Below are 25,793 nucleotides of genomic sequence, written 5' to 3' on the forward strand. Positions count from 1 at the left end.
GCGACGCACCTGCGGCACACGATTCCGATTCGCCGGGGACGCCTCAACCCCCAGTACCGGTGGCATTTCGGGAGCACCTGCAGCCGGGATCAGCCGGCGTCGTCGTCGCGGTCGCCGTCGGCGTCGGCCCGGGCCGCCTCGAGGGCCGTACGCGACCGGCTCGCCTCCGCCTCGGCGGCCTCATGGGCACGCGTCGCGGAACGCACCTCGCGCTCGGCAGGGCGTACCTCGGCGCGCACCTCCGCCATCCGCCGATCGAGCTCGTCGCGCTCGGCTTCGAGCGCGCGGACGCGCTCGGTCGCGGCGCGCAGGCGATCGGATGCCTCGATGAGCGCCTCCGCGTCGGCCTCGGCACGTCGACGGATCGCCTCCAGTTCAGCGGCCCGGCGCTCGCGTCCACGACGCGCGGCCGCCTCCGATCGGTCGGCGCGGGAGGACGTCGATCTCGAGTCATCGCCATCGCCACCGCCACGGCCGCGCGCCGTCTGCGTCGCGCGGCCCGCGGCATCCGATCGTCCCTCGCGGTCGCTGCGTTTCCGGCCGAGCCGGCGCGGCGGGCCGGGTTCGCCACCGCCCACCGCACCCGCGAGGTCGACCTCGACGCCCACCGCGCGGAGGCCCCGCACGAGCCGCCCGCTCGCGACGGCGGCGCCCGCCTCCGCGGAGACGCTCGCCGCGACGAGCGTCTGCTCCACCTCGTCGAGCACGGCGCGCGACGGCGAGCGGTCGGCGGCCTCCGCGAGCCCGGACGCGAGTCGCAGGAGGTCGCCGATGAGCTCGCGGCGCTCCGCGACCAGCGCTCCGAGCGCCCGGCCGTCGCCCGCGGCCTGTGCGTCCGCGAGCTCGCCGCCGAGTCCGACGAGGTCGCCCACGCGGTCGGGCTCGTCGCGCGCGAGGCGGTTCACGATCCACGCCGACGGCGACGGGCGGCGCAGTGCGCCGATGGCCTTCGCCACGACCGGGTCGCCGCCGGCCAGGGCGTCGCCCGCGCGCGCGTTGCGCGCCGCCGTGAACTCCTCCGGCACGAGCGCGTACAGCGCGTCGGCCGCCTCCGCCACGGGGTCGGTCGCCATGCGTCCATCATGGCGCGCCGCCGGGTCGCCTGCGACGACCGGCCGCGTTCTCGGATCGAAGCTCCGGACGGACGATCAGCTCGCGGTCGAGGTCGGAGGCGAGCTCCGCTCGTACGACTTCGCCGGCATCCCGTCGATGTCCCGTGGCATCGCGACGGACGAGCCGTGGCGGTCGAGGTAGTCGACGGCCTTGCGTCCGTGCTCGCCGTCCCGGGGACCGTAGATCACCCGGATCACCGGGACGATGTCCATCATGAAGCCGATGGCCGGTGAATGGATGATTCCGGCGTCGACCTCCTCGACCACGGCCCCCTCCGGCGGGTCGGGCTTCCAACGCCCACTCAGCTCGCCCAGATGCTGCGCCTCGCGGAGGGCGACCGCGGTGATCTGCGGCCAGTGGAGTTCGACCTCGCCGAGTTCCCCCTCGCGGGTGAGCGCGACGCTGCAGAACGACGACCAGACCGGGACGCCGTCGACGACCCGACGCGCCACGGCGACCCGCTGGAGCACCGTCGGCTCACTCAGGTCCTCTGACGCGTCCCGTCGCGCGGACTGCCCGAGATCGGTCAGGATGTCGATCGCGGCGATCTCCCGTGGTGGCACCCCGGCAGCACGAGCGATCCGACGGCACGCGGCCTCCAGTGGGCGAGCCGCGCCGGTCCACGCGCCGGCCCGGCCATCGATCCCGTACGCGGCGTCGCGCGCGAAGACCGTCAGGCTGTCGACCCGTCGGCTGTACGAGTATGCGCGAGATCGGATGCCGACCGCGTTCGCCGCGACACCGACCTCGGGCCTCGCGCCGAGGTCGAAGCCGACGATCGCAGAGGCCTCCTCCAGGAGTCGCGGTCGTTCGATGCGCCGGTTCAGTTCCGCCAGCTTCTCGTTCGCGTCAGGCATCTCACCACTCCGTTTCCCCGGACCCGATCATCCCTGTCCCAGCCCGCCCGGCCACGCGGGGTTCAGCGCGTGCGCCAGCGCCACGCGATCCACGTCGAGTCGGGATCCGCGCGATGGTCGTCGATCCGCTCGTGCTCGCGCCGATCGACCGCCTCCGATTCGGTGCGTCCAGCGGCGACGACCACTGCCGAGCATCCTGACTGGATATCGATCGTTCCAGTGGCCATCCAGGCGTCACCGACGCTCTGCTGCGGGAACAGCCATCCCGCCGGGTCGGGAAGGCCCGCGGTCCGCGCGCCGAACTGCGAGCCTCGGTCGACGCTGTCGAGGGTGTCGGCGTTGGAAGTCCCCGAGTGCCCGACCGCCATGTGCAGTCCGGCGAACGGCGCGAACCAGTTCGTCGTGATCGAGACCAGGTCCATCGGACACGATGCGTCCAGGAACAGGAACTGCAGGGTGCCGGAACCGTTGCCGAATCCGCATTCGGCTCCGATGTCGACCCGGCTGGGCTTGCCGAAGTTGCCGCACGTCGAGATGAAGTCAGGACTCGTCGACGTCGGTGGGTTCTGGCACGTGCCGTGGCCCGAGTAGAAGTAGATCTCCGTGATGTCGGCACCGCCGCCGGGATCGAGGTCGCCTCCCCCGTCGCGGAAGTCCGATCCCCAGACATTGCCGTCCTGCCAACGTGAGACCGAGGTGTGACCGGACACCTGGTACCAAGCGGCGAACGCGTTCGCCTCCTTGATGCACAGTTTCAGATCGGGCCCCGAACATCCGTTCGCGACGTAGACATTCACCGCACCTGTCGAGTACCTCATCGTCGCCCCCCAGCGCCGATCGAACCCGTCCCGGTCTCGACACGTGTCACTTCAAGACCGGGACCGACCGGCGCGACTGTACTCCGGCGCGCAGTCCGCGGCAACCTCCCCCGGCGCCGCGCGCCCGTCACACCGTCTCGAGGTACTTGTGCACGAGGCTCACCGCGACCGACCCCTGGCCGACCGCCGACGCCACGCGTCGCATCACGTCGTGTCGCACGTCGCCGGCGGCGAAGATGCCCGGCACGCTCGCCTCCTGGAGGAACGGGTCGCGCTTGGGCGTCCAGCCGTGCGGGCGCCTGCCGTCGCGCACGAGGTCCTGCCCGGTGAGCACGAAGCCGTGGTCGTCGAGGTCGACCAGGCCGCGCACGAGACCGGTGCCCGGCACGGCACCGATGAAGACGAACATCGCGTCGGCCGGCAGTTCCTCCTCGCCGCCCGTGGACATGTCGCTGACGGTCACCGACTCGAGATGCTCCTCGCCAGTGAGGGCGGCGACCCGGGAGTGGGGCCGCACGGTGATGTTCGGCGCCGCCTCGATCTGGTCGATGAGGTAGCGCGACATCGACGACTCCAGCCCGTCGCCGCGCACCAGGATCGTCACCTCGGCGGCGTACCGGGACAGGAACATCGCGCCCTGCCCGGCCGAGTTCGCGCCGCCGACGACGGCCACGCGGCATCCGCTGTACGCCACCGCCTCCGACGCCGCGGCGCCGTAGTAGACGGATGCCCCGAGCAGGCGCTCCTCCCCCGGCACGCCCAGGGTGCGGGCGGAGACGCCCGTCGCGAGCACGAGCGCCCGGCATCGCAGCTCGCTGCCGTCGTCGAGCGTGACGATCTTGTACGAGTCCTCGAGGCGGATGCCGGTCACCGACTGCGGGCTCAGGATCTCGGCGCCGAGCCGCTTCGCCTGCGTCACCGCGCGCCGCGCGAGGTCGGCACCGCTGATGCCGTTCGGGAAGCCGAGGTAGTTCTCGATGCGCGAGCTCGTGCCGGCCTGCCCGCCCGGCACCTCGCGCTCGACGACCGCGGTCCGCAGCCCCTCCGATGCGCCGTACACCGCCGCCGCGAGGCCGGCAGGGCCGGCGCCCACGACGACGAGGTCGTAGAACGGCTGCTGTGCGGGCGCCCGCAGGCCGATGCGTTCGGCGAGTTCGTGCAGGTCGGGGCAGAACAGCGTCGTGCCGTCCGGCAGGAAGACGACCGGCAGCTTCCGGGTCGTGCCGCTCGTGGCGGCGTCCACGAGTTCGCGCGCGCCCTCGTTCTTCTCGATGTCGAGCCACTGGTACGGGATCTGGCTGCGGGCGAGGAAGTCCTTCACGGCGTGGGTCGTCGGCGACCACAGCGTGCCCGCGACCCGGATGCCCTCGTAGACCGGCGGGGATGACGCGCGCCAGTCGTCCAGCAGGTCGTCGATCACGGGGTAGAGCCGCTCCTCCGGCGGGTCCCACGGCTTCAGCAGGTAGTAGTCGAGGTCGAGCGCGTTGATCGACGTGATCGCCGCGTTCGTGTCGGCGTAGGCGGTCAGCAGCACGCGCTTCGCCTCGGGCACGAGCTTCAGCGCCTGCTCGAGGAACTCGGTGCCCGTCATGCCCGGCATCCGCTGGTCGACGATGAACAGGGCGACGGGCGTGCCCCGCTTCAGGTACTCCGCGACCGCGTCGAGCCCCTCTTGGCCAGAGGACGCCTTCACGACGCGGTAGTCCCCGCGGTAGCGCGCCTGGAGGTCGCGGGCGATCGCGTTGAGCACCTGCGGCTCGTCGTCGACCGTCATGATCACCGGCTTCGCCACGGTCAGCCCTCTCCGTCGTCGTCCGGCACGGCGTCGCCGGGCGTCGGCGTCGAGTCGATCGGCAGGCGCACCGTGAAGCACGTCCGGCCCGGCACCGAGTCGACCGTCATGTCGCCGTGGTGCTTCTTCACCACGATGTTGCGCGAGATCGGCAGCCCGAGCCCGGTGCCCTCACCCACGGGCTTGGTCGTGAAGAACGGGTCGAACAGCACGCCCAGGTTGTCCGGCGGGATGCCGGGTCCGTCGTCCTCGATCTGCACCTCGACCACGTCGTCGTCGCGCCGGGCGCGGACGGTGAGCGTGCCCCTGCCGCCCATGGCGTCGATCGCGTTGTCGATGAGGTTGGTCCACACCTGGTTCAGCTCGCTCGCGTACGCCTGGATCGCGGGCAGGTCGGCGTCGTACTCGCGGACCACGTGCACGCCGCCCTTGAGCTTGTTGTGCAGGATGATCAGCGTGTTGTCGAGGCCGCGGCGCACGTCGACATCCTGCACGGGCGTCTGGTCCATGTACGTGTACGTCTTCAGCGCCTTCACGAGGTCGACGATCCGGGTCGTGCCGACCGCCACCTCGGAGAGCAGCGTGTAGATGAGGAACTTCAGGCCGAGCCACTCGACGACGACCGGCGCCTCGTCGTCGGCGAACGCGGTGGCGAGGTCGTCGAGGTCGTCGACCGACAGTCCGAGGCTCACGACGGCCGGGGCGAGTTCGCCGCCGTCGTCGACGTCGTGCTCGTCGAGCCAGTCCTCGACGTCGGCCTCGCGGTCGCTGCGCTCGAGCGCACCGAGCTCGATCGGCTGGTCGGCCCGCTCGACGGCGAGCCGGTCGAGCTCGCGGAGCTGCTCGAGCTTCGACCCGTAGACGCCGAGCCGCCCGAGCTGGAGCTGCGCGTCCTGCAGCTTCGCGAAGACGGCCATCGCCTGCGACGCACCCCGCTGGGCGGCGGAGGCCGGGTTGTTCAGCTCGTGCGCCATGCCGGCGCTGAGCTTGCCGAGCGAGGCCATCTTCTCCTGCAGGATCAGCTGGTCCTGCATCTGGCCGATCTGGGCGAGCGTCTGCTCGAGCACGGAATTCTTGCCGCGCAGTTCGTCGGTACGCTCGCGCAGCTGCTGCTCGCTCTGGCGCAGCGCCTCCTCGGCGGCCTTCCGTTCGCCGATGTCGCGGATGATGCCCGTGTAGTAGCGGTCCTCGTGCACGGTCCACGTCGACAGCGACAGCTCGATCGGGATCTGCTCGCCCGACTTCGTGATCGCGGAGAGCTCGACGGTCGTGCCGATGACGTGCGCCTCGCCGGTCTCGGTGTACCGCTTCATGCCGGCGCGATGCAGGTCCTGGAACTCCGGCGGGATCACGAGCTCGAGCTGCTGCCCGACGGCCTCCTCCTCCGCGTAGCCGAGGATGCGCGACGCCGCCGAGTTCCACGACACGATCCGGCCCGTGTGGTCGGCCGAGATGATCGCGTCGATCGCCGACTCCGTGACCGAGCGGAACTTCTGCTCGGCCTGCTTGCGCTCGCTGATGTCGCGGATGATGCCCGTGTAGTAGCGGTCCTCGTCGAGGAACCAGGTCGCCAGCGACAGCTCGATCGGGAACTCCGACCCGTCGGCGCGGATGGCGGCCAGCTCGACGGTCGAGCCGATGACGTGGGTCTCGCCGCCCGTGCTGACGCGGTGGATGCCGGTGCGGTGCAGGTCGCGGAACCGCTCGGGGATGACGAGTTCGAGCTTCTGCCCGATCGCCTCGGCCTCGCTGTGGCCGAACAGCGCGGTGGCGGCGCTGTTCCAGCTGCGGATGATGCCCTCGGAGTCGGCGGAGATGATCGCGTCGATCGCCGACTCCATGACCGAGCGGAACTTCGCCTCGGACTCGCGCAGCGCCATCCGCACCTTCGAGACGGTGACCTGGCGTTCGATGCGCGCGAGCACCTCGCGGGCGTCGAACGGGATGCCGATGAGGTCGTCGCCGGCCTCGAGGCCCCGGACCCGCGTCTCGACGTCGGCGTCGGCGGCCATGAAGATGAGCGGCAGGTCATGCGTCTCGGCGGCACCGTGCAGTTCGGCCGCGATGGCGAAGGGGTCGGCGTGGTGCAGTCCGGCGTCGAGCACGATCAGGTCGGGGCCGTGCGCGAGGGCGGCGTGGGCGTGCGCCAGGTCGCCCTCGGCCGTGACCACCGTGTAGCGGTCCTCCTCCAGGATGCCGCTCAGGTCGGCGATCGCGCCGGCATCGTCGGAGATCACGAGGATCGAGCCGAGCTGGGCCACGGAGGCCTCCTCTCCGGGTCCGCGTCGTCGTCGCTGGTCGTGTCCCGCCACCCTATCGACGGGGATGCACGTCGGACTGTCCCCCGTACGGGGTGCCGTCGGTCCGGGTCAGGCGGGCGCGGTGGACAGCACGGTCAGGAGGATGAGCACCTGCCCGATGAGCACGAAGGCGCCGAGCACGATCGCGGTGATCGAGAGCCAGCCGGGGCCCGTGGCCGGATCGGCGCGGAACTGCCGGCGGGCGACCACGCCGAGCACGATCGCGGCGGCGCCGACGGGCAGGGCGAACCAGGACGGCAGTGCGAACGCGAGCACCGCCAGCCCGACGCCGATGATGGCCGCGAGCGACGGCCGCCGGGTCGGCCCGTCGTCGCCCGGGATGCCGCGTCGGGCGCCGAAGCCGCCGCCGAATCCCCCGCTCACGTCGGGTCCGCCGTTCGTCCACGCTGCCGTTGCGCCATGCCCCCAGTCAATCGCACGCGTCGCCGCCCCGGAACCGGATGCCGCGGCCCGGCACGGCACGGACCCCGCGTTCGGGTGCCAACGGCTCGACACGCCCGCGCGTCGCCGTGCGCCGCGGCGACGCGCCTCAGTACATTCGGGCTCGAGACACGGCCGCGGGGGGCGACGAGAACGGAGCGAACGCGCATGACCGGACCCGAACGAGCACGCACCCAGGAGGAGGTCGACGCCGCCCGCACCGGCGAAAGTGCCGAGTTCCGCAGCGACGCCGTCGACGAGCTCGTCACGCGGATCGTCGCCGAAGAGGTGGCGGAGCTCCGCCGCGGCTTCGACGCCGGCGCCGAGTACGCCGTCACGCGCGGCGGCTCCGCCCGCGAGCGGATGCTGCACCGCCTCGAGTGCGCCTCGATCGAGTCGCACCTGGACCGGCCGTCCCGCTGGACCACGCCGCACCGGCGCCGCCTCGCGACGGACCCGGGCTACCGGCTCCCGATGCCGGCGCTCGTGACACGGCAGGCCGCGCGCGACCTCTCGGGCGTGCGCTCGTGCAAGCTCTGCTGGCCGAACGTGACGGGCGACGAGCCGCGACCGCTGCGGCGACTGTCGGCGCGCAGCCTCGGCCCGCAGCATGTCGGCCACGTGCTGGCCCGGCCCGACGGCGAACCGCTCGGCACGATCGTGCGCTGGGGCGCGCGGCGCGGAACCGACCTCTTCGGCGTCGAGCACGACGAGATCGAGATCACGACGTCGCGCGGCGTCGAGACGGTCGCGCCCGACGAGCAGCTCACCATCTGGGACCTGCCCACCGACGAGGAGACGATCCGGCGCAAGACGCAGCTGGTGCAGCGGTTCTCGTCGGGCGACGTCGTGCCGACCCGCTGAGCCGCCGCGACGGCGGGCGGGTCAGCCGAGCCAGGGGCTGCGCCATCCGCCCCGATCCGCGAGGAGCGCGTCGGCCTGGTCCGGGCCCCAGGTGGCCGGCTCGTACTCGTGGACCTCGGGTGGCGAGTCGAGCAGGGGCTGGATGATGCGCCACTCGGCGTCGACCGTCCCCTGGCTGGCGAACCGCACCCCACCGCCGGCGAGCGCCGCCTCGAAGAGCACCTCGTACGGCGTCGGCGCCTCACCGGGCGGCGCGGCGAACCCGACGTCGAGTTCCGCCAGCTCGGGGTCGGCGGCGTCGACGCGCTGCGCCGTGAGCTCCACGCGGACGCCGAACGTGGGCGTGAGCCGCACGACGAGCTCGTTCGACGGCGGGTGCTCGCCGCGCAGCCCGAACCCGAGCGAGGGCGCCTCGCGGAAGACGACGCGCACCTCGGTCTGCGTGACGTGCAGCCGCTTGCCGGTGCGGATGAAGAAGGGGACGCCGCGCCAGCGCGGGTTGTCGATCCGGAGTTCGAGCGCAGCGTAGGTCTCGGTCGTCGAGTCGGCCGCCACCCCGTCGACGTCGTGATAGCCGCGGAACTGCCCACGCACGTATCGCGCCGGGTCCGCGGGCACGACGTCGCGGAGCAGCTCGGTGCGCCGGCGGCCGATCGACGACCGGTCGCCGGGCTCCGGGGCCTCCATCGCGACGGCGACGACGACCTGCATCAGGTGGTTCACGACGACGTCGCGGAGCGCACCCACCGGATCGTAGAAGTGCCCGCGGTCCGACACGCCGAACGCCTCGGTCATCGAGATCTGCACGTGGTCGATGTGGTCGCGGTTCCAGGCCGGCCCGAGCAGCGTGTTCGCGAAGCGCAGGAACGGGATCTCCTCGAGTCCGACCTTGCCGAGGTAGTGGTCGACGCGGAGCAGCTGCGACTCGTCCACGACCGAGTGCAGTTCATCCGCGAGCGCGTTCGCGGAGTCGAGGTCGTGCCCGAACGGCTTCTCGATGACGAACCTGGCGTTCCCGGCGAGGCCGGCGCCGGCGACGCCCTTCACGACCGTCGCGAACAGGTTCGGCGGCACCTCGAGGTAGAAGAGCGGATGCTCCGCCCCGCCCATCGCCTCCCGCAGGCGGTCGTACGTGTTGGGCGTGCCGAAGTCGCCGTGCACGTACGAGATGCGATCCACCAGACGCCGGAAGACCCGCTCGTCGAGATGGTCCTCCTCGGCCGAGATGCTCTCGCGGGCGCGTTCGACGAGCCGGTCCTTCGTCCAGTCCTCGAACGCGACTCCGACGATCGGACACTCGAGCAGTTCGCGCCGCTCCATCCGGTACAGCGATTGGAAGGTCTTCACGCGTGCGAGGTCGCCGGTGATGCCGAAGATCACCATGACGTCGCGACGCGCGGTCACGTCATCCGTTGCCCCCATGGGCGGCAGTCTTGCGGACATGCGGCGATGCCGACAAGGGGCGGATGCCGCGGCGGCCGGTCACGCGGCCCGGCCCCCGCCTGACCGCCGCCTAGACTGAACGGGCACTCGCGGGAGTGGTGAAATCGGCAGACACGCAGGATTTAGGTTCCTGTGCCTTCGGGCGTGTGGGTTCAAGTCCCACCTTCCGCACGAGATCAGAGGCCCCGACTTCCCAGTGATCACGCGGAAGTCGGGGCCTTGCTCATGCCCCCGATGCGGCTCGTGCCCACACTTTGCCCACACCAGCGCGCGCCGCACCTTCGTCCAGACGGCTCGCGACGCCGTCGAGATCGTCGTCGAACAGGTCGGCGTACACGTCCAGCGTCATCGCCGCCGATCTGGACGCTTCCCCACGTCGCCTCAGTGCGCGGAACGCCGTACATGGAGAGCAGCCGGACGCGGTACTGCTGCCTCTGCTCGCGCGAGCGGTGGTACTTCGCGGCGTACGCGTCCGCGGCGTCGAGGGTTCGCTTGCGCGCGCGGTACTCGCGTCGCAACTTGCTCTGGTGGATCAGGTAGTCGGCACCCGCCCACAACGAACCGAGGATCGGGATCACGGCGGCGAGGACGACCCAGACGTTCACAGGGGTGAGCGTACGAGAGCCGGGTGCCGCACGGGCCGGGGCTCGCCGAGGTCAGGCGGCGCTCTCGATGTACTGGATCGCGAGGCAGGCCATGCCCAGTGCCGCCGACACGAGCACGATCGTCTGTCGGGTTATCTCGCCCCAGCCCGCTACCGGACCAGTCATGGCGAGGCCGATGTCGAAGTCATCGTTCGTCGGGCCGGGCTTGGCGATCCCGTGCTCGGCGAGCCTGCGCTCGCGGAACTCCATGCCAAGGCCGATCGCCTGCATCATGGCGGCGGACTCCTTCGCACCGCTCTCGATCAGGGATGCCTGCATCTGCTCGCGATACTCGGCCTCCTCGTCGCGCACGCGCCTGCGTAGGGCACGCTCGCGTCGCAAGCCTCGTTGATCGAGTAAGTAGAGGACCCCCGCGATCAGGGCACCGAGGATCGGGATCACTGCCGCGAGGGTCGCCCAGACGTTCACGATCGCGAGCGTAGGAGAGTCAGCCGACCGAGGGGTCGGGACTCGCCGAGATCAGGGTCCGGCGGGGACCTCGAAGTCGAGCGTCAGCGTGGGAACCGGGTTCGGGACGAACTGGATTCCGTCGATCTCCTGCGAGACGAGCGTGGCTTGGAATTCGAGACGATACATCCCCGGCGGCAGCGGCGGGCGCTGCACGGTCACTCCGGCATTACCCGGAAGTGCCGCGAAGGCCGGCGTGGCCGCCGTGGACACCAGGGTGTCGCCCTGATAGATGCGGAACGTCCCCGAGCCGGGCACGCTCGGAGGAATCGTGGCGCCGGGCGGGACTCCGATCCAGCGGTCCGGGTGATACGAGACGAGCGTCGACGCGGCGAACTGCGGTCGGAACCCGAAGATCTGAAGCGGGCCGAAGGTCACGACCGGCCCCTCGATCGGCACTTGCGACGCGGCGTACGCCGGGGCGGGCACCGCGACGGCGATGGCGGGCACGCTCCATGCTGCGGCCTTCAGCACGCTACGTCGTGACGAGCCTCGCTCGACAGGCTCAGGGCGGTTCTCAGTGCCCATGGGAACTCCAGACTGGGGGTGGTGCTGGATCGGTGCTACGGAATCACAAGCATATGGGCGACCGGCCTCCGTTTCGTGTCTTCGACGTAACGAACATCGGAAGGCTGATCTTGTAGCACGGAAGGTTTGGTGGACTCGGGACATCCGCCAGGGTGATGAGCGGCACTCAATCCCTAGCCAAGATCGGAATTCACGAGGGTGGGGGTCTGGCCAGTGACTGGCCATTCGGAATGGCCACGTTCAGATTCTGAACGTCATCGAGTCATCGAGTTTCAGAATGCCTCGCGCATCCTGTTCGAGGTCGATCCCATCGCCTTTCGCGTGACGCACGCCGACCTCGCCGACGAGATCGAGTGCGACTGCTTCGCGTGACCACACCTTTGCCCACACTCTGTGGGCAGCGAACAGCACTGAACGAGATCGAACGAGATCAGGGATTCGATACCTGATCAGGTGATCGAGTCCACTCCCCCGAGATCGCGCGGAGGTCGAGGAGATTTCAAGTCCCACCTTCCGCACTCAGCTCAGCACGGCTCAGCCGAGGTCGATCCGGGTGCGCGGCTCGCAGGGACTCGGCGCGGATCGGCACGGTCGCAGCGCCACCTCCGAGCAGACCGCCGCGGGCGAATGGGGTCGGGCGCGCAGGGGGTGCGTTCGCTGGCGGGCTTTCGGGGGATGGCCGGCTGCGTCGCGTCCGGCCCCATTCGTGCGGAGCCTAGCGACCGCGGCATCCAGCCATCAAGAGGTGGTCCGATGCTGCTCCGGTCGACGTGGTCACCACCGCCTCTGGCAGCACCATGGGCCTCGGCAGCACCGGACCACTGGCAGCGTAGCGGGCGCGCGTCGCCGCGGGTCCCCGGTTTCCACCGCTCGACCGAGGCGCCCCGCATGCGGCAATTCAAATCCGACCTTGACACGGTTTTCACTCCCGGATATAACACTAGTTACATGTGTGACGATGCACATAGGGAGCAATGATGAAGTTCGAGAACGTCCTGCTGGGGCTGCTGGCCATGAAGCCGCTGCACGGCTACGAGCTGATGAAGTGGCTCGATACCGAGGGCCAGTTCCTGCGGTCGAACACCCATCACAGCCAGATCTACCGCGAGCTCGGCCGCATGGTCACCAACGGCCTCGTCGAGTTCCACGTCGACGCCCGCGAAGGCCGGCCGGACGCCAAGGTCTACCGGATCACCGAGATCGGCCGCGACGCCCTGCTCGAGTGGGTGCACTCGCCGTACCAGCCGACGAGCCGGTTCCAGGACGCCGACTTCAACGCCCGGTTCATCTTCACCGCGCAGCTCGACCCCGCGGCGGCGATCGTCGTCATCGACACCGAACTCGAGTACCGGCGCGCCCAGGTGCTCCGCAGCCGCACCCGGTCCCTCACCATGTCCGACCCCGACCCGATCGCGGAGGTCGACCTCGGCCGTGCCGAGCGCATCGGGCTCGCCATGCACGAGTTCGGCAAGGAGGCCGTCGATCGCTGGATGGACTGGCTCGTCGAGATGCGCGCGGCGCTCGTGGCGGAGCTCGCCGACGCCGACGCCGACGGCGACGGGTCCGAGGCATCCGTCACCGCTCGTCAGGCCGAGGAGGCCGGCGCATGAGGGCGATCATGGTCATGTTCGACAGCCTGAACCGGCGGATGCTGCCGCCGTACGGCAGCGACTGGGTGCACGCGCCGAACTTCGAGCGCCTCGCGGCCCGCAGCGTCACGTTCGACCACTGCTACGGCGGGTCGATGCCGTGCATGCCCGCCCGTCGCGAACTGCACACCGCCCGCTACAACTTCCTGCACCGGTCGTGGGGGCCGCTCGAGCCGTTCGACGACTCGGTGCCCGCGATGCTCACGGCAGCCGGCATCCACACCCATCTCGCCACCGACCACCAGCACTACTGGGAGGACGGCGGCGCCACCTACCATTCCCGCTACTCGACGTACGAGTTCTTCCGCGGGCAGGAGGGCGACCCGTGGAAGGGCCAGGTCGCCGACCCCGAGATCCCCGAGTCCCTCGGCATGTCCAAGGAACTGAAGGCGAAGCTCTGGCGCCAGGACTGGGTCAACCGCGGCCACCTGCAGGAGGAGAAGGACCACCCGCAGACGCGCACGTTCGACGCCGGCATCGAGTTCCTGCAGACGAACGCCGCGGAGGACGGCTGGTTCGTCCAGATCGAGACCTTCGACCCGCACGAGCCGTTCTTCAGCTACGCCGACCACAAGCGCCACTACGACACGGGCTACGACGGACCGCATTTCGACTGGCCGGACTACGCCAAGGTCACCGAGGTCCCCGAGGCCGTCGAGCACGCGAGGGCCGAGTACGCCGCCCTCCTGACCATGTGCGACCGGTCGCTCGGCCGGGTGCTCGACGTGATGGACGAGCACGACATGTGGGACGACACGATGCTCATCGTCAACACCGACCACGGCTTCATGCTCGGCGAGCACGGCTGGTGGGGCAAGAACGTGCAGCCCTGGTACGACGAGACGATCCACAACCCGCTCTTCGTGTGGGACCCGCGCTCGGGCGTCGCCGGCGAGCGTCGCGGCTCGCTCGTGCAGACGATCGACGTCGGGCCGACGCTGCTCGACCTCTTCGGCGTCGCGCCGACCGACGACATGCAGGGCGCCTCACTCGCCCCCGTCGTCGCGTCCGACCAGCCGATCCGCGAGTACGGCCTGTTCGGCGTCTTCGGCGGGCACGCGTGCGTGACCGACGGCCGCCACGTCTACCTGCGCGCCTCCGCGACGCCCGCGAACCAGCCGTTGCACGAGCACACGCTCATGCCCACCCACATGAACGGGTTCTTCCACGCCGGCGAGCTCGCCCGCGCCGAGCTCGTCGACGGATTCGGGTTCACCAAGGGCCTGAAGGTGCTGAAGACGCCGGCGCAGGCGTTCGTCTCGCCGTACGCCTTCGGCACGCAGATCTTCGACCTCGCCGCCGATCCCGAGCAGCTGCACCCGCTCCGCGACGACGCCCTCGAGCTCGAGCTCGCGACCGCGCTCCGCGACCTGCTCGTCGCCTCCGACGCGCCCGCCGAGCAGTTCGTGCGCCTCGGCCTGCCGCAGACGGGCGCGCTCGGCGACGAGCACCTGCTGGTCGCCGCGCAGTGGCCGATGCTCCAGCTCTCGCTGCTCCCGGCGGCCTCGGCGGCCGACTTCGGCGACGCGGGCGCCGCCCTCGATCGCCCGCTCGGCGAACTGCTGGCGGATGACGCGACGAAGGCCGTGCTCGCCCGCCACGCGCCCATGCTCGCGGGCGGTCCGGTCGCCGCGATCGCCGGAGGCCTCACCCTGCTGCAGGTCGCCGCCATGATGGTCGGCCTCCTGCCGCGACCCCTGCTCGCCGCCCTCGCCGAGGAGTTGACCGAGGCGGATGCCGCGGCATCCGTCGCCCTCGACCCCGCCTGACCGCTCCACCACCTCCGCTCCACCACCTCCGCTCGACGACCGAGCCCGACCCCCACCGCAGTACCCTCACAAAGGAGTGATCCATGTCCAGTGACGTCCGCACCGCGCCCAGCGCGCTCGCCGATCCGGCATCCGGCCCGGACAACGGTCCGATGTCGGCCGCGGAACCGCCGGCGTCCGCGCCGCGGCGACGCAAGACGAACCTCGTGGTGCTCGGCGGCTCGATGCTCGTCGACGGCGGCGAGGGGAGCATCTCGACGACGCTCTTCCCCGTCATCCAGGCCGCGCTCGGCCTCGCGACGAGCGCCCTCGGCATCCTCGCCGCCGTCGGCCGCATCGTCGGCGCGGTGGCCGGGCCGCTGTGGGTGTACCTCGCCCGCCGGTTCTCGCGGAAGTGGATCCTCGCCATCGCGACAGGCTTCTGGGGCCTGTGGGGCATCGCCGCCGGGTTCGCGCAGGACTTCGCGCAGCTGCTCGTGCTCTACGCACTCATGGCGGCCGGTCCTGCCGCGGCGCACGCGATCGTGCCCGAGGTCATCGGCGACTCGTTCGAAGACCGCAAGCGCGGCCGCGTCGTCGGCTGGCTCTACGGCGGCGTCGCCGCCGGCTCGGCGGTCCTGGCACCGCTCATCGGCCAGCTCGCGAACGTCGAGGACGGATGGCGCTACGGCTTCTTCGTCTTCGGCGCGATCAACGTCGTGTTCGGCCTGCTGATCGTGCTGTTCTTCAAGGACCCCGGCACGGGCAACGGCGAGGCGCAGCTGCGCGGCTTCACGCAGGCCGAGCGCGACGCCGAATCGAAGATCACCTGGGCGAAGGTCCGGTCGCTGCTGAGGATCCCCAGCTACCTGATCCTCCTGGGCAGCCGGCTCCTGTCGAGCCACCTGCTGCTCGCCGCGTTCGGCGTGGTGATGCTCGTGCAGGTCTACGGCTTCGACACCGCGGTCGCTGCGACCGTCATGGCGCCGTTCGGCATCGGGTACCTCGTGGGCACGATCATCGGCGGCTACGTCGCCGACGTGCTGAACCGCCTCAGCCCGAACTTCGGCCGGGTCGGGCTGCTGCAGGCGGCGCAGTTCCTGTTCGCGATCGTCGCGTTCTTCGGGACCCAGGTCGCGTACGGCGGCATCGTGCCGTTCCTGGTGCTCTTCGGCCTCGTCGGGCTGACGATGGGCCTGAACCCCGGCGTGAACCGCCCGCTCGTCATGGCGGTCGTGCCGCCCGAACTCCGCGGCGCCGCGTTCGCGATCTTCGTCTCGGTCATCGAGTCGGTGGCGTTCGCGATCTACACGCTCGCGGCCGGCTTCCTGGCCGACGCGATCGGCATGCAGGCCGTGATGTTCTGGCTCGTCGTGGTCGTCATGACGGCGAACGGCCTGTTCCTGTCGTTCCTCTACCGCCCGTACCGGCGTGACCGGCGCGCGCTCGAGGCGGAACTCGACCGCCGCCGCGAGCACATCCTCGCGAAGGAGGCCGCCGAGTCGGCCTGACCCCGGCCGATGCGACGGGGGCGGATGCCGCGTGCCGAGGGCCGTGGCATCCGCCCCCGTGCGCATGCGGCGAGCCCGGTCGCGGCGAGCCCGATCGACGCCGGTCCGCAGAAATGACGACTTCTCGCCTCCGCCGATGAGGAGTAGACGGAGGTCGAGGGGATGCCGCGCCCGCCCGCCATCGGCCGTGTGGCTCCCGCCGAGCGAGCCGAGCAGGGGTGACGGGCTCATGGACAGGTTGACACGACTCCGCGCGACCAACGCCGCGATCCGCCGGGGCGACGGCACGCTCGACGAGGAACTCGCGCGCATCGCGGCCGATCGGGCGGAGCTGCATCCGGAGCTGCCCGAAGCGCCGCCCGCGGGCCGCGAAGCGGCCGCCCGTGCGCCGCGGGCGCCCGAACCGCCGCCCGACGACTTCCAGGTCGAGACGATCGTCATGCGCACGGGCCGCCCGGTGCTCGCGATCCGGCACGACGAGGCGGACCTGACCTTCGCCGACGCCGACAGCGAGGTGTGGCGGTCGCGTCTGGTCGCGGCGCGGCCGCACCTGGTCCACGCCGCGAAGGCCGTCGGGCGGATCGAGGTCGAGGGCCACCAGCTCGCGTGGCTCGGGACCGGATGGCTCGTCGCGCCCGAGATCGTCGTCACCAACCGCCACGTCGCCGGCGAGTTCGGGCGCAGGACCGGGGCGCGGTTCCGCTTCCGACAGGGTCTCGACGGTCGCCCGATGCAGGCGTCGATCGACTTCCTCGAGGAACTCGACCGCACGGAGAGCCGCAGCTTCGTGCTCCGCGAGATCCTCCACATCGAGGACGACGGCGGCCCCGACGTCGCATTCCTGCGCGTCGAGCAGGTCGACGGCGACGAGGCCGCCGAGCCGGTCGTCCTCGCCGACGCCGCGCACGACGACGAGTTCGTCGCCGTGATCGGGTACCCGGCCCGCGACAGCCGGATCCCCGACGCCGACCTGATGGACCGGATCTTCGGCGACGTCTACGACCGGAAGCGGTTGGCGCCGGGCATGATCCGCCCGTCGGCGGGCAGCTCGGTGCAGCACGACTGCTCGACGCTCGGCGGCAATTCGGGATCCGTCGTGCTCTCGCTCGACACCGGCGCGGCGGTGGGCCTGCACTTCGCCGGCCGCTTCCTCGAGTCCAACTACGCCGTGCCGAGCGCCGCGGTCGCGCGACGGCTCGACGAGGTGCAGCGGGGCGTGACGGCACCGCATCGCCCCGCCGAACCGCGGGAGCACACGCTGACGGCGAGCCTGCCGGCCGCGGCCGCCGGCGCGACGTCCGCCGAGGTGACGTTCGAGGTGCCCGTGTCGGTGACCGTGCGGATCGGCGATCCGCACCCGGCCCGCAGCGGCGGGCTCCCGGTCGGCACCGGCGCGATCGGGGCGGGTGAGGACGACGTCGACGTCCTCGCGGAGGCGGTCCCCGAGGACTACGCCGACCGGGCGGGATACGACCCGTCGTTCCTCGGCGAAGGCCTCGCCGTGCCGCTGCCCGAGCTGACCGACCACGCCGACGACGTCGTGTCGTTCGAGTTCGACGGCACCGAGCGGCACGTGCTCGACTACGAGCACTTCTCGGTCGTCATGAGCGCCGCGCGACGCATGTGCCGCTTCAGCGCCGTGAACGTCGACGGACTGCACGAGAAGCGGTTCGCCCGCGTCGGCTGGCGCATCGACCCGCGGATTCCGCGCGACGCCCAGATCTCGAAGGAGTGCTACGGGAACGCGCCGAAGTTCTCACGCGGGCACATGACCCGCCGCGAGGACCCGGTGTGGGGCTCGGACGACGACGCCGCACGCGGCAACTCGGACTCGATGCACGTGACCAACGCCGTGCCGCAGATGCAGCCGTTCAACGCCGGGGTCTGGCTCGACCTCGAGGACTACGCCCTGCAGAACGCGCGCCGCGACGACATGCGCATCACGGTGTTCACGGGGCCGTTCCTCGAGGACGACGACCCGGTGCGGTTCGGCGTCCGGGTGCCGGTCGAGTTCTGGAAGGTCATCGCCTTCGTCCACGACGAGACGGGCGAGCTGTGCGCGACCGGGTACACGATGTCGCAGCGCGCCTTCCTCAGCGAGGAGGAGTTCGTGTTCGGGGCGCACGAGACTGCGCAGGGCTCGATCGCCGCGATCGAGTCCCGGGCCGGCCTGTCGTTCGGTCCACTGGCGGCGCTCGATCCGTTCGAGGAGCCGGAGGGGGCGATCGCGCCGCTGCTCACCGACGTACGCCAGATCCGATTCGTCCGGAGCCGCTGACCCGGCACGGCCGCCCGCACCCCCGGCGTGTCAGGCGTCCAGCGCGATGACCGCGTGGCCGAGGCCCTCGACGACGACCTCCGACCCGTCGAGCCGCACGCCCTCGCCGATGAGCACCCGACCCGATCCCGGCTCGAACGCGTCGAGCCGCACCCGCGCCGGCTCCCGCCGGGGATTCAGCACCACGAGGTGATCGCGGCCTCGGAGGTACGCGAACGGGTGGCCGGAGGCCACGACCGTGCGCGACGCGGCGGTGCCGAGGGCCGGGACCGCGCGCCGGAGCCGGATCAGCTCGCGCACGTGGTGGAGGAGGGATCCCGGGTCGTCGCGCTGGCCGGCCACGGTGGGCCGGTCGGGGTCGGGGTCCTGCGGCAGGTAGAGCCGGTCGGCATCGGCCTCCGAGAATCCCGCGTTCGGCAGGGCGTCGTCCCACTGCATCGGGGTGCGGCATCCGGCCCGGTCGTAGCCGGGGTTCCACCGGCTTCCCTCGGTCGTGGGCGCGTCGCCGAGGTTCCGCATGCCGATCTCGTCGCCGTAGTAGATCGACGGGATGGTGCCCCAGGTCATGAGGAAGGTGAACGCGACGGCGAGCTGCCGTCCGGTGCGCGGACCGGTGGCCAGCCGCGTGAAGTCGTGGTCGGCGCTCGGGAGCACGAGCGGCCGATGCTCGCCGACGAGTTCCGCCCGGTGCCGCCAGAGGCCGAGGAACCGCTCGAGCGCGGCGGCGGCGTCATCGGCGTCGACGTCGACGTCGGCGCTGAAGTAGCACGGCTCCGGATGCGCCTGCCACGGCAGGACGCCGGTGGTCCCGTCGTTGAACAGCGCGCTGTGCTCGGGGTGGATGACGAGCGCGAAGTCCGCGTCGAACCCGCCCCGCAGCCCGGCGTCGGCGGTGCGGCCCTCGTCGCTCTCGGGGAGCAGCACGGCTCCCGGGTACTCGGCATGCATCCAGCGCGCGATCTCGCGCCAGAGCGCGGTCGTCTCGGCGAGATCCCCGTCGTCCTTGACGAGCGAGAAGGCCATGTCGACCCGGAACCCCGCGGCGCCCCGATCGAGCCAGAAGCCGATGATCTCGCGGAGGGCGCGCCGGTTCGCGAGTGGGCCGGGCGCGTTCGGCGGCTGCCGCCACGGCTCGTCCGGGTGCTGCCGCGCGTACCCGAAGTTCAGCGCCGGCTGCTCGGGGAAGAAGTTCTTGAGGTAGTAGCCGGGCCGGTCCCCCGGCGACGGGACGAAGCCCTCGCCGGGACGATCGGACCAGATGTAGCGGACGTCCTCGGGGTCGTCCGCCGATGCGACGAACCAGGGGTGGTCGATCGAGGTGTGACCGGCCACGAGGTCGAGCAGGACACGGATGCCTCGGCGGCGCGCCTCGCGGATGAGCTCGACCATGTCGTCGTTCGTGCCGTAGCGGGGCGCGATGCGGAGGTGGTCGCTGACGTCGTACCCGGCGTCGCGGAACGGGGATGCGAAGCACGGGTTGAGCCAGATCGCGTCCACGCCGAGCCACTCGAGGTGGTCGAGGTGGTCGATCACCCCGCGGAGGTCGCCGACGCCGTCGCCGTCCGCGTCGGCGAACGACTGCGGGTAGATCTCGTACACGACCGCGTCGGCCAGCCAGGAGGCGTCGCGGTCGCGCGCTCCCTCGATCGAGTCGACGCCGTCGCTCGGCCCCGACTCCCCCGCATCCGCCATGCCGATCGCCCCCTCCCGGACGACGTTGCCGCAGGCGGTTCGGGTGCGCAAGGTCCGAGGGCGGGCACGGCCGGGTCCGGGCCCGCCCTCGCGGGCGCCCCGCCCTCGCGGGCGCGTCAGGCGGTGGCGGCAGCGGGGCGACGAGGCCGGTGCGTGGCCGGCTGGGGTGCGAGCGCGAGCGCGACGCCGAGCACGATCGAGCTGCCGAAGAGCAGCCAGTCGGCGATGACCATGGCGGGCTGCCGGAACCCGACCTCGATCGGCACGCCGATCGCCATGACGGTGATCATGACGGCGAACACGAGCACGAGGCAGGCCGCGACGGCCATGGGGGCGAAGCTGAGCGCACCGAGCGACCGGGTCCGGAGGGCGATGACGCCGGCCGCGACGAGCAGGCCGAGCACGAGGAGCAGGCCGGGCCCGAGGAGGATCACGCCCGCGGTATCCAGTGCGCCTCGCCACGGCGAGGTCGACGGCAGCCCGTAGGCGTACATCGACGCGCCGCCGAGGGTGACCAGCACCCCGCCGACGATGGCGGCCGCCCGCAGCCAGCGGAGCGGACCGTCGCCGAGCGACAGCCGTCCGACCAGGCCGATGAGGCCGACCGTCATCAGGATGCCGCCGATGAGCACGATCGACGGGTGGACCAGGTACGAACTCGACTCGACGCCCATCGCGACGCCGGTCGACGACAGGAAGCTCCAGAACCCGGCGCTGCTGTAGCTGGCGATGATGAGGGGCAGGCCGATGGCTGCGGCGATGCCGTAGCCGACTCCGGGACCGTTGACGTGCATGGCGGACTCCTTCCGGGTGTGCTCCATGGCCGCCGCCAGGAGCAGGTCGAAGACGATGCGGGCACGGGCGGCGCGCACGGCACGCGTGCCGTCGGCCTGGGCGTCGCGGACGGTGTCGCGGGCGAGCACGCGCATCTCGTGGCCGTACTGGTCGCGGAACGCCGCCGGGAACGCGCGCAGCGCGACGTCGACCGCACGACCCTCGAGCATCGGCGCGGACATCAGACGGCGCTCCATCCGGGGAGCAGCCGCTTGGCGGCGGCCTGCTCGGCGAGCGCGGCGACGCGCGACGCCTCCGCGGCGGCGACGCGCTCGCCGAGGCCCGTGAGGCGGTAGTAGCGGCGGCGCTCGTCGTCGAGCTCGGGGTCGACGCGCGTCGCCGTCTCCTCGATGAGGCCGAGACCGCGCAGGCGCTTGATCGCGCCGTAGAGCGTGCCCGGCGCCAGCACGATGGCGTCGCCGGTGCGGGTGCGCACCTCGCGCATGATGCCGTAGCCGTGGCGCTCCTCGTCGGCGAGCGAGAGCAGGATGTGGAACACCGGCTCGCTGAGCGGGAGGAGGTCCTTCGGCTGGCGTTCGGCGTGCATCGTCCCTCGATCCGGTCGTTCGGTGGTCTATATCGCGTCACGATACATCCGCTCACGAGCGACGTCAAGGGTCCCGACTCCGCCCCCGATCGGCCCGCCGATCTCACGGCGGATTCGGGGGCTGCCCCGATCGCCGCGAGGCATCCGCTCGATAGACTTCACGGACACCCCAGCCGACCGGGACGTGCCGTCGCCGCGTCCGACGACAGGAGCCCCACGCCGTGATCCACACCGCGCTCATCCCCTGGCTCGATCCCGAGACGATCATCCAGGGCGCCGGTCCGTGGGCGCTCCTCGTCGTCTGCTTCATCGTCTTCGCGGAGACCGGACTGCTCGTCGGGTTCCTCCTGCCGGGCGACACGCTGCTCGTCATCTCCGGCCTGCTCTCGCACCCGTTGCCCGGCTCGCCCGACGGCGTGTTCGGCATCTCGGTGTGGTGGGTGTCCCTCCTCATCGGACTCGCGGCGTTCGTCGGCGGCGAGGTCGGCTACTACATCGGCCACAAGGCCGGCCCCGCCATCTTCGAACGCAAGGAATCGGGTCTCTTCAGCGTCAAGAACGTCGAGCGCACGAACGCGTTCTTCGAGCGGTTCGGCGCACTCGCGGTCATCCTCGCCCGCTTCGTGCCCATCGTGCGGACGTTCACCCCGGTCGCAGCCGGCGTGGGCCACATGCACAAGGGCAAGTACACGCTCTACAACCTCGCCGGCGCCGTGCTCTGGGGCTTCGGCCTCACCATGTTCGGCTATCTCATCGGGTTCATCCCGCCGATCGCCGACTTCGTGAAGTCCTACATCGACCTCATCCTGCTCGCCGCCGTCGGCGGGACCGCGCTCGTCACGATCTGGCACTACCTGCGCGAGCGCTCGAGGGCGAAGAAGGCCGCGGCCGCGGGCGAAGACGTCATCACCGACCACGCCGAGGCCGAGGAACTCGTGCTCGACCCCGACGTGTTCGACCGCCCGCCGCACCTCGACGGCGACCACGGTCACCGCCGCGACGGGCACGACGAGCACCCTCCGCGCGACGAGCCCTGACCCGCAGGTCCTGACCCTCCGCCTCGCCCGCGCTCGGCCGCGCCCGGCTCGGATGCGGATCCACCCTCGAACGGGGCACGCCGCCGATGGCGCTCCGGCCCTACACTCGGCACCGTCATCAGGTCTGGGGGGACGCGATGATGGAGCCGGCGCACATCCTCGAACTGCGCATCCACGGTGTGGCGAACGCGCCGCCCGCGGAGACGCTGTGCACCACGACCGAGCGGGTCGTCCGCGAGGACGGCGACGACCAGGGGTCGTTCTGGCGGATCAGGAGCACGTCCGCCGCGGGTGACGACCCGGGCGACCCGGGCGAGCCGGGCGACCCGACCGGTCCGCAGACGGCCGCGACCGGTCGCACCGGCGGACCGCCCGAGCCGGTGCTGGAGACCGAGGCGTACTCGTGGGGCAACCAGGCCCGGTCGGGGGGCTCGGCCCTCGTGCTCATCGGCCGCGCGTTCGTCCACGTCGCGTGGCTGCTGGTGCTGCCCTTCGGCCTGTGCAACCTCGCGTACTGGGGGCGCCGCGACATCAAGGGCGCCGAGGAGCACGAGAAGATCTGGGACGGCGGCGCCGGTGCGCTCATGATCCGGGTCTTCGGCGTGCTGCAGACGCTCTTCTACGCCGCCGGGATGCTGGCGGTGTCGGTGAACCTCGTCGCGCTGCAGTGCTTCCCCGCACCGGACCGGACGTGCGCCGTCCTCCCGGCCTGGATGGCCGGCCTCGGCGAATGGAGCCCGATCGCCCGGTCCGCACTGCTCGGACTCGCGCCCGTCGCGGTCGTGCTGCTCATCTACGTGGTGGGCTCGCGTGCACGCGGCAGCTTCAACCCGGACCGCTCGTTCGACGACGAGCCGCTCACGTCGCGCGAACGCTCCGGCGAGGACGACCGCATCGGTCCCCCGCGACCGCCACTGCTCGCCACGTCGGCGTTCTGGCAGCGCACCCGGTCCGCGCAGCTCTCCGAGCGCACCCACCTCGCCGCGGTGCTGGCGTTCGTCCTCGTGATCCTGGCCGCCGACGCCCGCATGGAGACGACCGCGGGCAGCTCGCCGCCCGGGAGCCCGCCCCTCGAACGGCTCTTCGGCCCCACCCCCGCGACGCTCGACGACGCGGTGCCGCTCGTCGCCACGATCGGGGGCGGCGTCCTGCTCCTCGCGGCCTTCGTGCTGGCCGCGCTGGGCGGGCTCAGCGGCCGGTACGTCGGGAACCGGGTCAAGCGCGCCTTCGCGACGGCCCTGCTGATCGTCAGCGCCTCCGCCTACGCGGCCTGGACGCTCTGGGCCATCCTCGTCCACCGCGGGGACGCGCGACGCAGCGGCGACGAGGTGCTCGCGGGCATGCTCGTCGTTCCGACGGCGCTCGCCGCGATCGGCGCCCTCATCGCGCTCGCGAGCCTCAGCTGGGGGTTCCGTCGCCGGTACCGGATCATCTCCGGCATCCTCATCATCGGAGCCCTCACCTCCGTCGTCGCCGCGGAGCTGCGGTCCGACGAGGGCGACGAGCTGCGCATGGACCTCTCCTTCATCGCGCTCGTGGGGGTCGCGCTCGCCGTGGCCGTCTCGTACAGCCCGCTGCTGTTCGACCGCGAGGAACGCGAGCGGAGCCGGGAGCTCGGCTGGCACGGCAACGCGGCCGCGGTCATGCTCCTCACGGCGTGGTTCTCGTCGCTCGTGCTGACGAGCCTGCTGGTGCTCGGCGTGCACGCATGGCTCACGGCCGACACCGGCGCATCGAAGGTCGCCGGCATGTGGCGCGTCGAAGGGAATGCCGAGTACGCCGACGAGATCGCACGGCCTGCGTTCTACGACCGCTTCGCGGGCATGCTCGTGGTGATCCTCGTGATCCTCGTGATCGTGATCGGCATCGCGCTCGCGACGAGCCAGCGTCGGCTCGCGGCCTTCAGCCTGCCCGAGCTCCGCTTCCCGTCCGACGTGACGGCCACCCAGCGCGCCCGCGAGGCGGGCCTCGGCGGCGCGCGGATGCTGCTCGACGACCGGACCGCGGACGCCGCCGACGCCGCCAGGCGGACGCTCGGGCCGGAGCCGAGGGACTGGTGGGGGGAACGGGTCCCCTTCGACCCCCGGGTGGTGCCGCGGCGCGACTACCCGCGTCGGGAGCAGAAGGCGGCCGGTCGGCTCCGCGCCGTGGCCGATGCGCGGCGGGTCGCCGCGCTCGCCCACCGCGGCGAACCGGTGCTCACACTGCTCGCGATGCTCACCGCCGCGTCGCTCGTGTTCCTCGGGATCCCCTTCCTCGGAGGCCTGCTGGACGGCACGCACGCGGACGCCGTCCCCGATACCGACCCCATGAAGCCGCTCTGGGAGGCGGTCCGCGACGCCTGGGCCGGGCTGTCCGCGCTCTCGGGCTGGGCGGTCGGGCTGGTCGCGCTCGGCTCGGCCGCATGGGTCGTCACCAATGCGCTGACCTCGTCCGAGCGCCCGCTCGGCATCATCTGGGACATCGTCTGCTTCTTCCCGCGAGCCGGTCATCCGTTCGCGCCGCCGTGCTACGCCGAGCGCGCCGTCCCGGAGGTCAAGAAGCGGATCATGCGCCACCTCGACCGCGCCGGAACGGACGGCGGGACGCCGGGGGTCGTGATCTCGGCGCATTCGATGGGCGCGACCATCGCGGTCGCCGCCATCTTCGCGCTGGCCGAGGAGGACGCGCACGGCGTGCGCCGGCCGGGTTCGAGCGCACGCACCGAACGGCTCGCACTGCTCACGCACGGCATCCAGTTGCGCGCCTACTTCAGCCGGTTCTTCCCCGAGGTGTTCGGGTGGCGGGTGCTCGGCATCCGCGGAACGCGCGGACCGAGCCTCTTCCGCTCCGACCCCTGGTCGCCCCAGGTGATCGCGGAGGATTCCGCGCCCTTCCGGAGTGCCGACGACGGCCCGCCGACCGTCGTCTCGCTGCTCGGCGGAGACCTCCGGGATCCGGCCGCGTACGTGCCGCCGCGGTGGCGGAGCCTGTGGCGGCGCACCGACTACCTCGGCTTCCCGGCGTTCTCGTACTGGAGCCGCACGGAGGGCGCCGTCGGGAATCCCATCGACCGCGGCGCGACCGAGCGGTCGCCGCGCTCGTACCTGTGGGCGGTCGCCCGCCACAACGACTACCTCTCCACGACCGAGTACCGGGCGGCGAGGAGCGAACTCGTCGGGATGCTCGCGCAGCACCCGCCGGGTGACGCCTGACCCGCCCGACGTCGACCGGCATCGGCCGCGTCGCC

Annotated in this window: 21 protein-coding genes and 1 tRNA gene; 8 read left to right on the top strand and 14 right to left on the bottom strand. The window is 71.6% G+C overall.

What is annotated here, in order from left to right:
• Positions 1-89 precede the first annotated feature (89 nt).
• From ABD230_RS04475 to ABD230_RS04500, 6 genes are all read right to left on the bottom strand, one after another.
• Complete coding sequence (locus ABD230_RS04475) at positions 90-1,073, bottom strand: hypothetical protein (RefSeq protein WP_344369756.1); 984 nt, start codon at positions 1,071-1,073, stop codon at positions 90-92.
• Between the two features lie 75 nt (positions 1,074-1,148).
• A complete protein-coding gene (locus tag ABD230_RS04480) occupies positions 1,149-1,970 on the bottom strand; it encodes a hypothetical protein (RefSeq protein ID WP_344369757.1) in 822 nt (273 codons plus the stop codon).
• 62 nt (positions 1,971-2,032) lie between these two features.
• Positions 2,033-2,788 (bottom strand): DUF6345 domain-containing protein, encoded by a 756-nt coding sequence (locus ABD230_RS04485; protein WP_344369758.1) that lies wholly within the window; start codon positions 2,786-2,788, stop codon positions 2,033-2,035.
• 127 nt (positions 2,789-2,915) lie between these two features.
• On the bottom strand, positions 2,916-4,580 hold the full coding sequence (locus ABD230_RS04490) for an FAD-dependent oxidoreductase (RefSeq protein WP_344369760.1): 1,665 nt from the start codon (positions 4,578-4,580) through the stop codon (positions 2,916-2,918).
• A gap of 2 nt (positions 4,581-4,582) precedes the next feature.
• On the bottom strand, positions 4,583-6,841 hold the full coding sequence (locus ABD230_RS04495; RefSeq protein ID WP_344369761.1) for a PAS domain S-box protein: 2,259 nt from the start codon (positions 6,839-6,841) through the stop codon (positions 4,583-4,585).
• Between the two features lie 108 nt (positions 6,842-6,949).
• On the bottom strand, positions 6,950-7,264 hold the full coding sequence (locus tag ABD230_RS04500; RefSeq protein WP_344369762.1) for a hypothetical protein: 315 nt from the start codon (positions 7,262-7,264) through the stop codon (positions 6,950-6,952).
• A 225-nt stretch (positions 7,265-7,489) separates the two neighbouring features.
• On the opposite strand from ABD230_RS04500, the gene ABD230_RS04505 reads away from it, so the two are divergent.
• The gene (locus tag ABD230_RS04505; protein WP_344369763.1) at positions 7,490-8,185 is read left to right on the top strand and encodes a hypothetical protein; all 696 of its coding nucleotides are present in this window, start codon (positions 7,490-7,492) and stop codon (positions 8,183-8,185) included.
• Positions 8,186-8,206: 21 nt separating this feature from the next.
• Here ABD230_RS04505 and zwf read toward each other — a convergent pair whose 3' ends face one another.
• A complete protein-coding gene (gene zwf, locus ABD230_RS04510; RefSeq protein ID WP_344369764.1) occupies positions 8,207-9,607 on the bottom strand; it encodes a glucose-6-phosphate dehydrogenase in 1,401 nt (466 codons plus the stop codon).
• 110 nt (positions 9,608-9,717) lie between these two features.
• On the opposite strand from zwf, the gene ABD230_RS04515 reads away from it, so the two are divergent.
• Positions 9,718-9,799, top strand: a tRNA-Leu gene (locus ABD230_RS04515).
• Positions 9,800-9,828: 29 nt separating this feature from the next.
• On the opposite strand, the gene ABD230_RS04520 is transcribed toward ABD230_RS04515, so the two are convergent.
• From ABD230_RS04520 to ABD230_RS04535, 4 genes are all read right to left on the bottom strand, one after another.
• Positions 9,829-10,233, bottom strand: coding sequence for a hypothetical protein (locus ABD230_RS04520; RefSeq protein WP_344369765.1), 405 nt, complete (start codon positions 10,231-10,233; stop codon positions 9,829-9,831).
• 51 nt (positions 10,234-10,284) lie between these two features.
• Complete coding sequence (locus tag ABD230_RS04525) at positions 10,285-10,701, bottom strand: hypothetical protein (protein ID WP_344369766.1); 417 nt, start codon at positions 10,699-10,701, stop codon at positions 10,285-10,287.
• A gap of 51 nt (positions 10,702-10,752) precedes the next feature.
• Complete coding sequence (locus ABD230_RS04530) at positions 10,753-11,118, bottom strand: hypothetical protein (RefSeq protein WP_344369767.1); 366 nt, start codon at positions 11,116-11,118, stop codon at positions 10,753-10,755.
• Between the two features lie 390 nt (positions 11,119-11,508).
• A complete protein-coding gene (locus ABD230_RS04535) occupies positions 11,509-11,679 on the bottom strand; it encodes a hypothetical protein (RefSeq protein WP_344369769.1) in 171 nt (56 codons plus the stop codon).
• 566 nt (positions 11,680-12,245) lie between these two features.
• On the opposite strand from ABD230_RS04535, the gene ABD230_RS04540 reads away from it, so the two are divergent.
• The 4 genes from ABD230_RS04540 to ABD230_RS04555 all read left to right on the top strand — a co-directional run bounded on the left by ABD230_RS04540 (position 12,246) and on the right by ABD230_RS04555 (position 18,454).
• Complete coding sequence (locus ABD230_RS04540; RefSeq protein WP_344369770.1) at positions 12,246-12,878, top strand: PadR family transcriptional regulator; 633 nt, start codon at positions 12,246-12,248, stop codon at positions 12,876-12,878.
• Positions 12,875-14,686 carry a sulfatase gene (locus ABD230_RS04545; protein ID WP_344369771.1) on the top strand — a complete coding sequence of 604 codons (1,812 nt, stop codon included), beginning with the start codon at positions 12,875-12,877 and terminating at the stop codon, positions 14,684-14,686. The genes ABD230_RS04540 and ABD230_RS04545 overlap by 4 nt, the downstream gene beginning before the upstream one ends.
• Before the next feature lie 83 nt (positions 14,687-14,769).
• Positions 14,770-16,176: an MFS transporter gene (locus ABD230_RS04550; protein ID WP_344369772.1), complete on the top strand. Its 1,407-nt coding sequence runs from the start codon at positions 14,770-14,772 to the stop codon at positions 16,174-16,176.
• A 229-nt stretch (positions 16,177-16,405) separates the two neighbouring features.
• Complete coding sequence (locus ABD230_RS04555; RefSeq protein ID WP_344369773.1) at positions 16,406-18,454, top strand: DNA/RNA non-specific endonuclease; 2,049 nt, start codon at positions 16,406-16,408, stop codon at positions 18,452-18,454.
• 30 nt (positions 18,455-18,484) lie between these two features.
• Here ABD230_RS04555 and ABD230_RS04560 read toward each other — a convergent pair whose 3' ends face one another.
• The 3 genes from ABD230_RS04560 to ABD230_RS04570 all read right to left on the bottom strand — a co-directional run bounded on the left by ABD230_RS04560 (position 18,485) and on the right by ABD230_RS04570 (position 21,527).
• Positions 18,485-20,197, bottom strand: a complete 1,713-nt coding sequence (locus ABD230_RS04560; RefSeq protein WP_344369775.1) for an alpha-amylase family glycosyl hydrolase — start codon at positions 20,195-20,197, stop codon at positions 18,485-18,487.
• A 65-nt stretch (positions 20,198-20,262) separates the two neighbouring features.
• Positions 20,263-21,162, bottom strand: coding sequence for a hypothetical protein (locus tag ABD230_RS04565; RefSeq protein WP_344369777.1), 900 nt, complete (start codon positions 21,160-21,162; stop codon positions 20,263-20,265).
• Entirely contained in the window at positions 21,162-21,527 is a 366-nt protein-coding gene (locus ABD230_RS04570; protein WP_344369779.1) for a PadR family transcriptional regulator, read from the bottom strand. Before ABD230_RS04570 ends, ABD230_RS04565 begins: the two co-directional genes overlap by 1 nt.
• A gap of 224 nt (positions 21,528-21,751) precedes the next feature.
• Between ABD230_RS04570 and ABD230_RS04575 the strand changes: the two genes are divergently transcribed.
• The gene (locus tag ABD230_RS04575; protein ID WP_344370116.1) at positions 21,752-22,564 is read left to right on the top strand and encodes a DedA family protein; all 813 of its coding nucleotides are present in this window, start codon (positions 21,752-21,754) and stop codon (positions 22,562-22,564) included.
• A 137-nt stretch (positions 22,565-22,701) separates the two neighbouring features.
• The gene (locus tag ABD230_RS04580) at positions 22,702-25,758 is read left to right on the top strand and encodes a hypothetical protein (RefSeq protein ID WP_344369780.1); all 3,057 of its coding nucleotides are present in this window, start codon (positions 22,702-22,704) and stop codon (positions 25,756-25,758) included.
• Positions 25,759-25,793 lie beyond the last annotated feature (35 nt).

This window comes from Agromyces tropicus (assembly GCF_039531345.1).
Lineage (GTDB): Bacteria > Actinomycetota > Actinomycetes > Actinomycetales > Microbacteriaceae > Agromyces > Agromyces tropicus.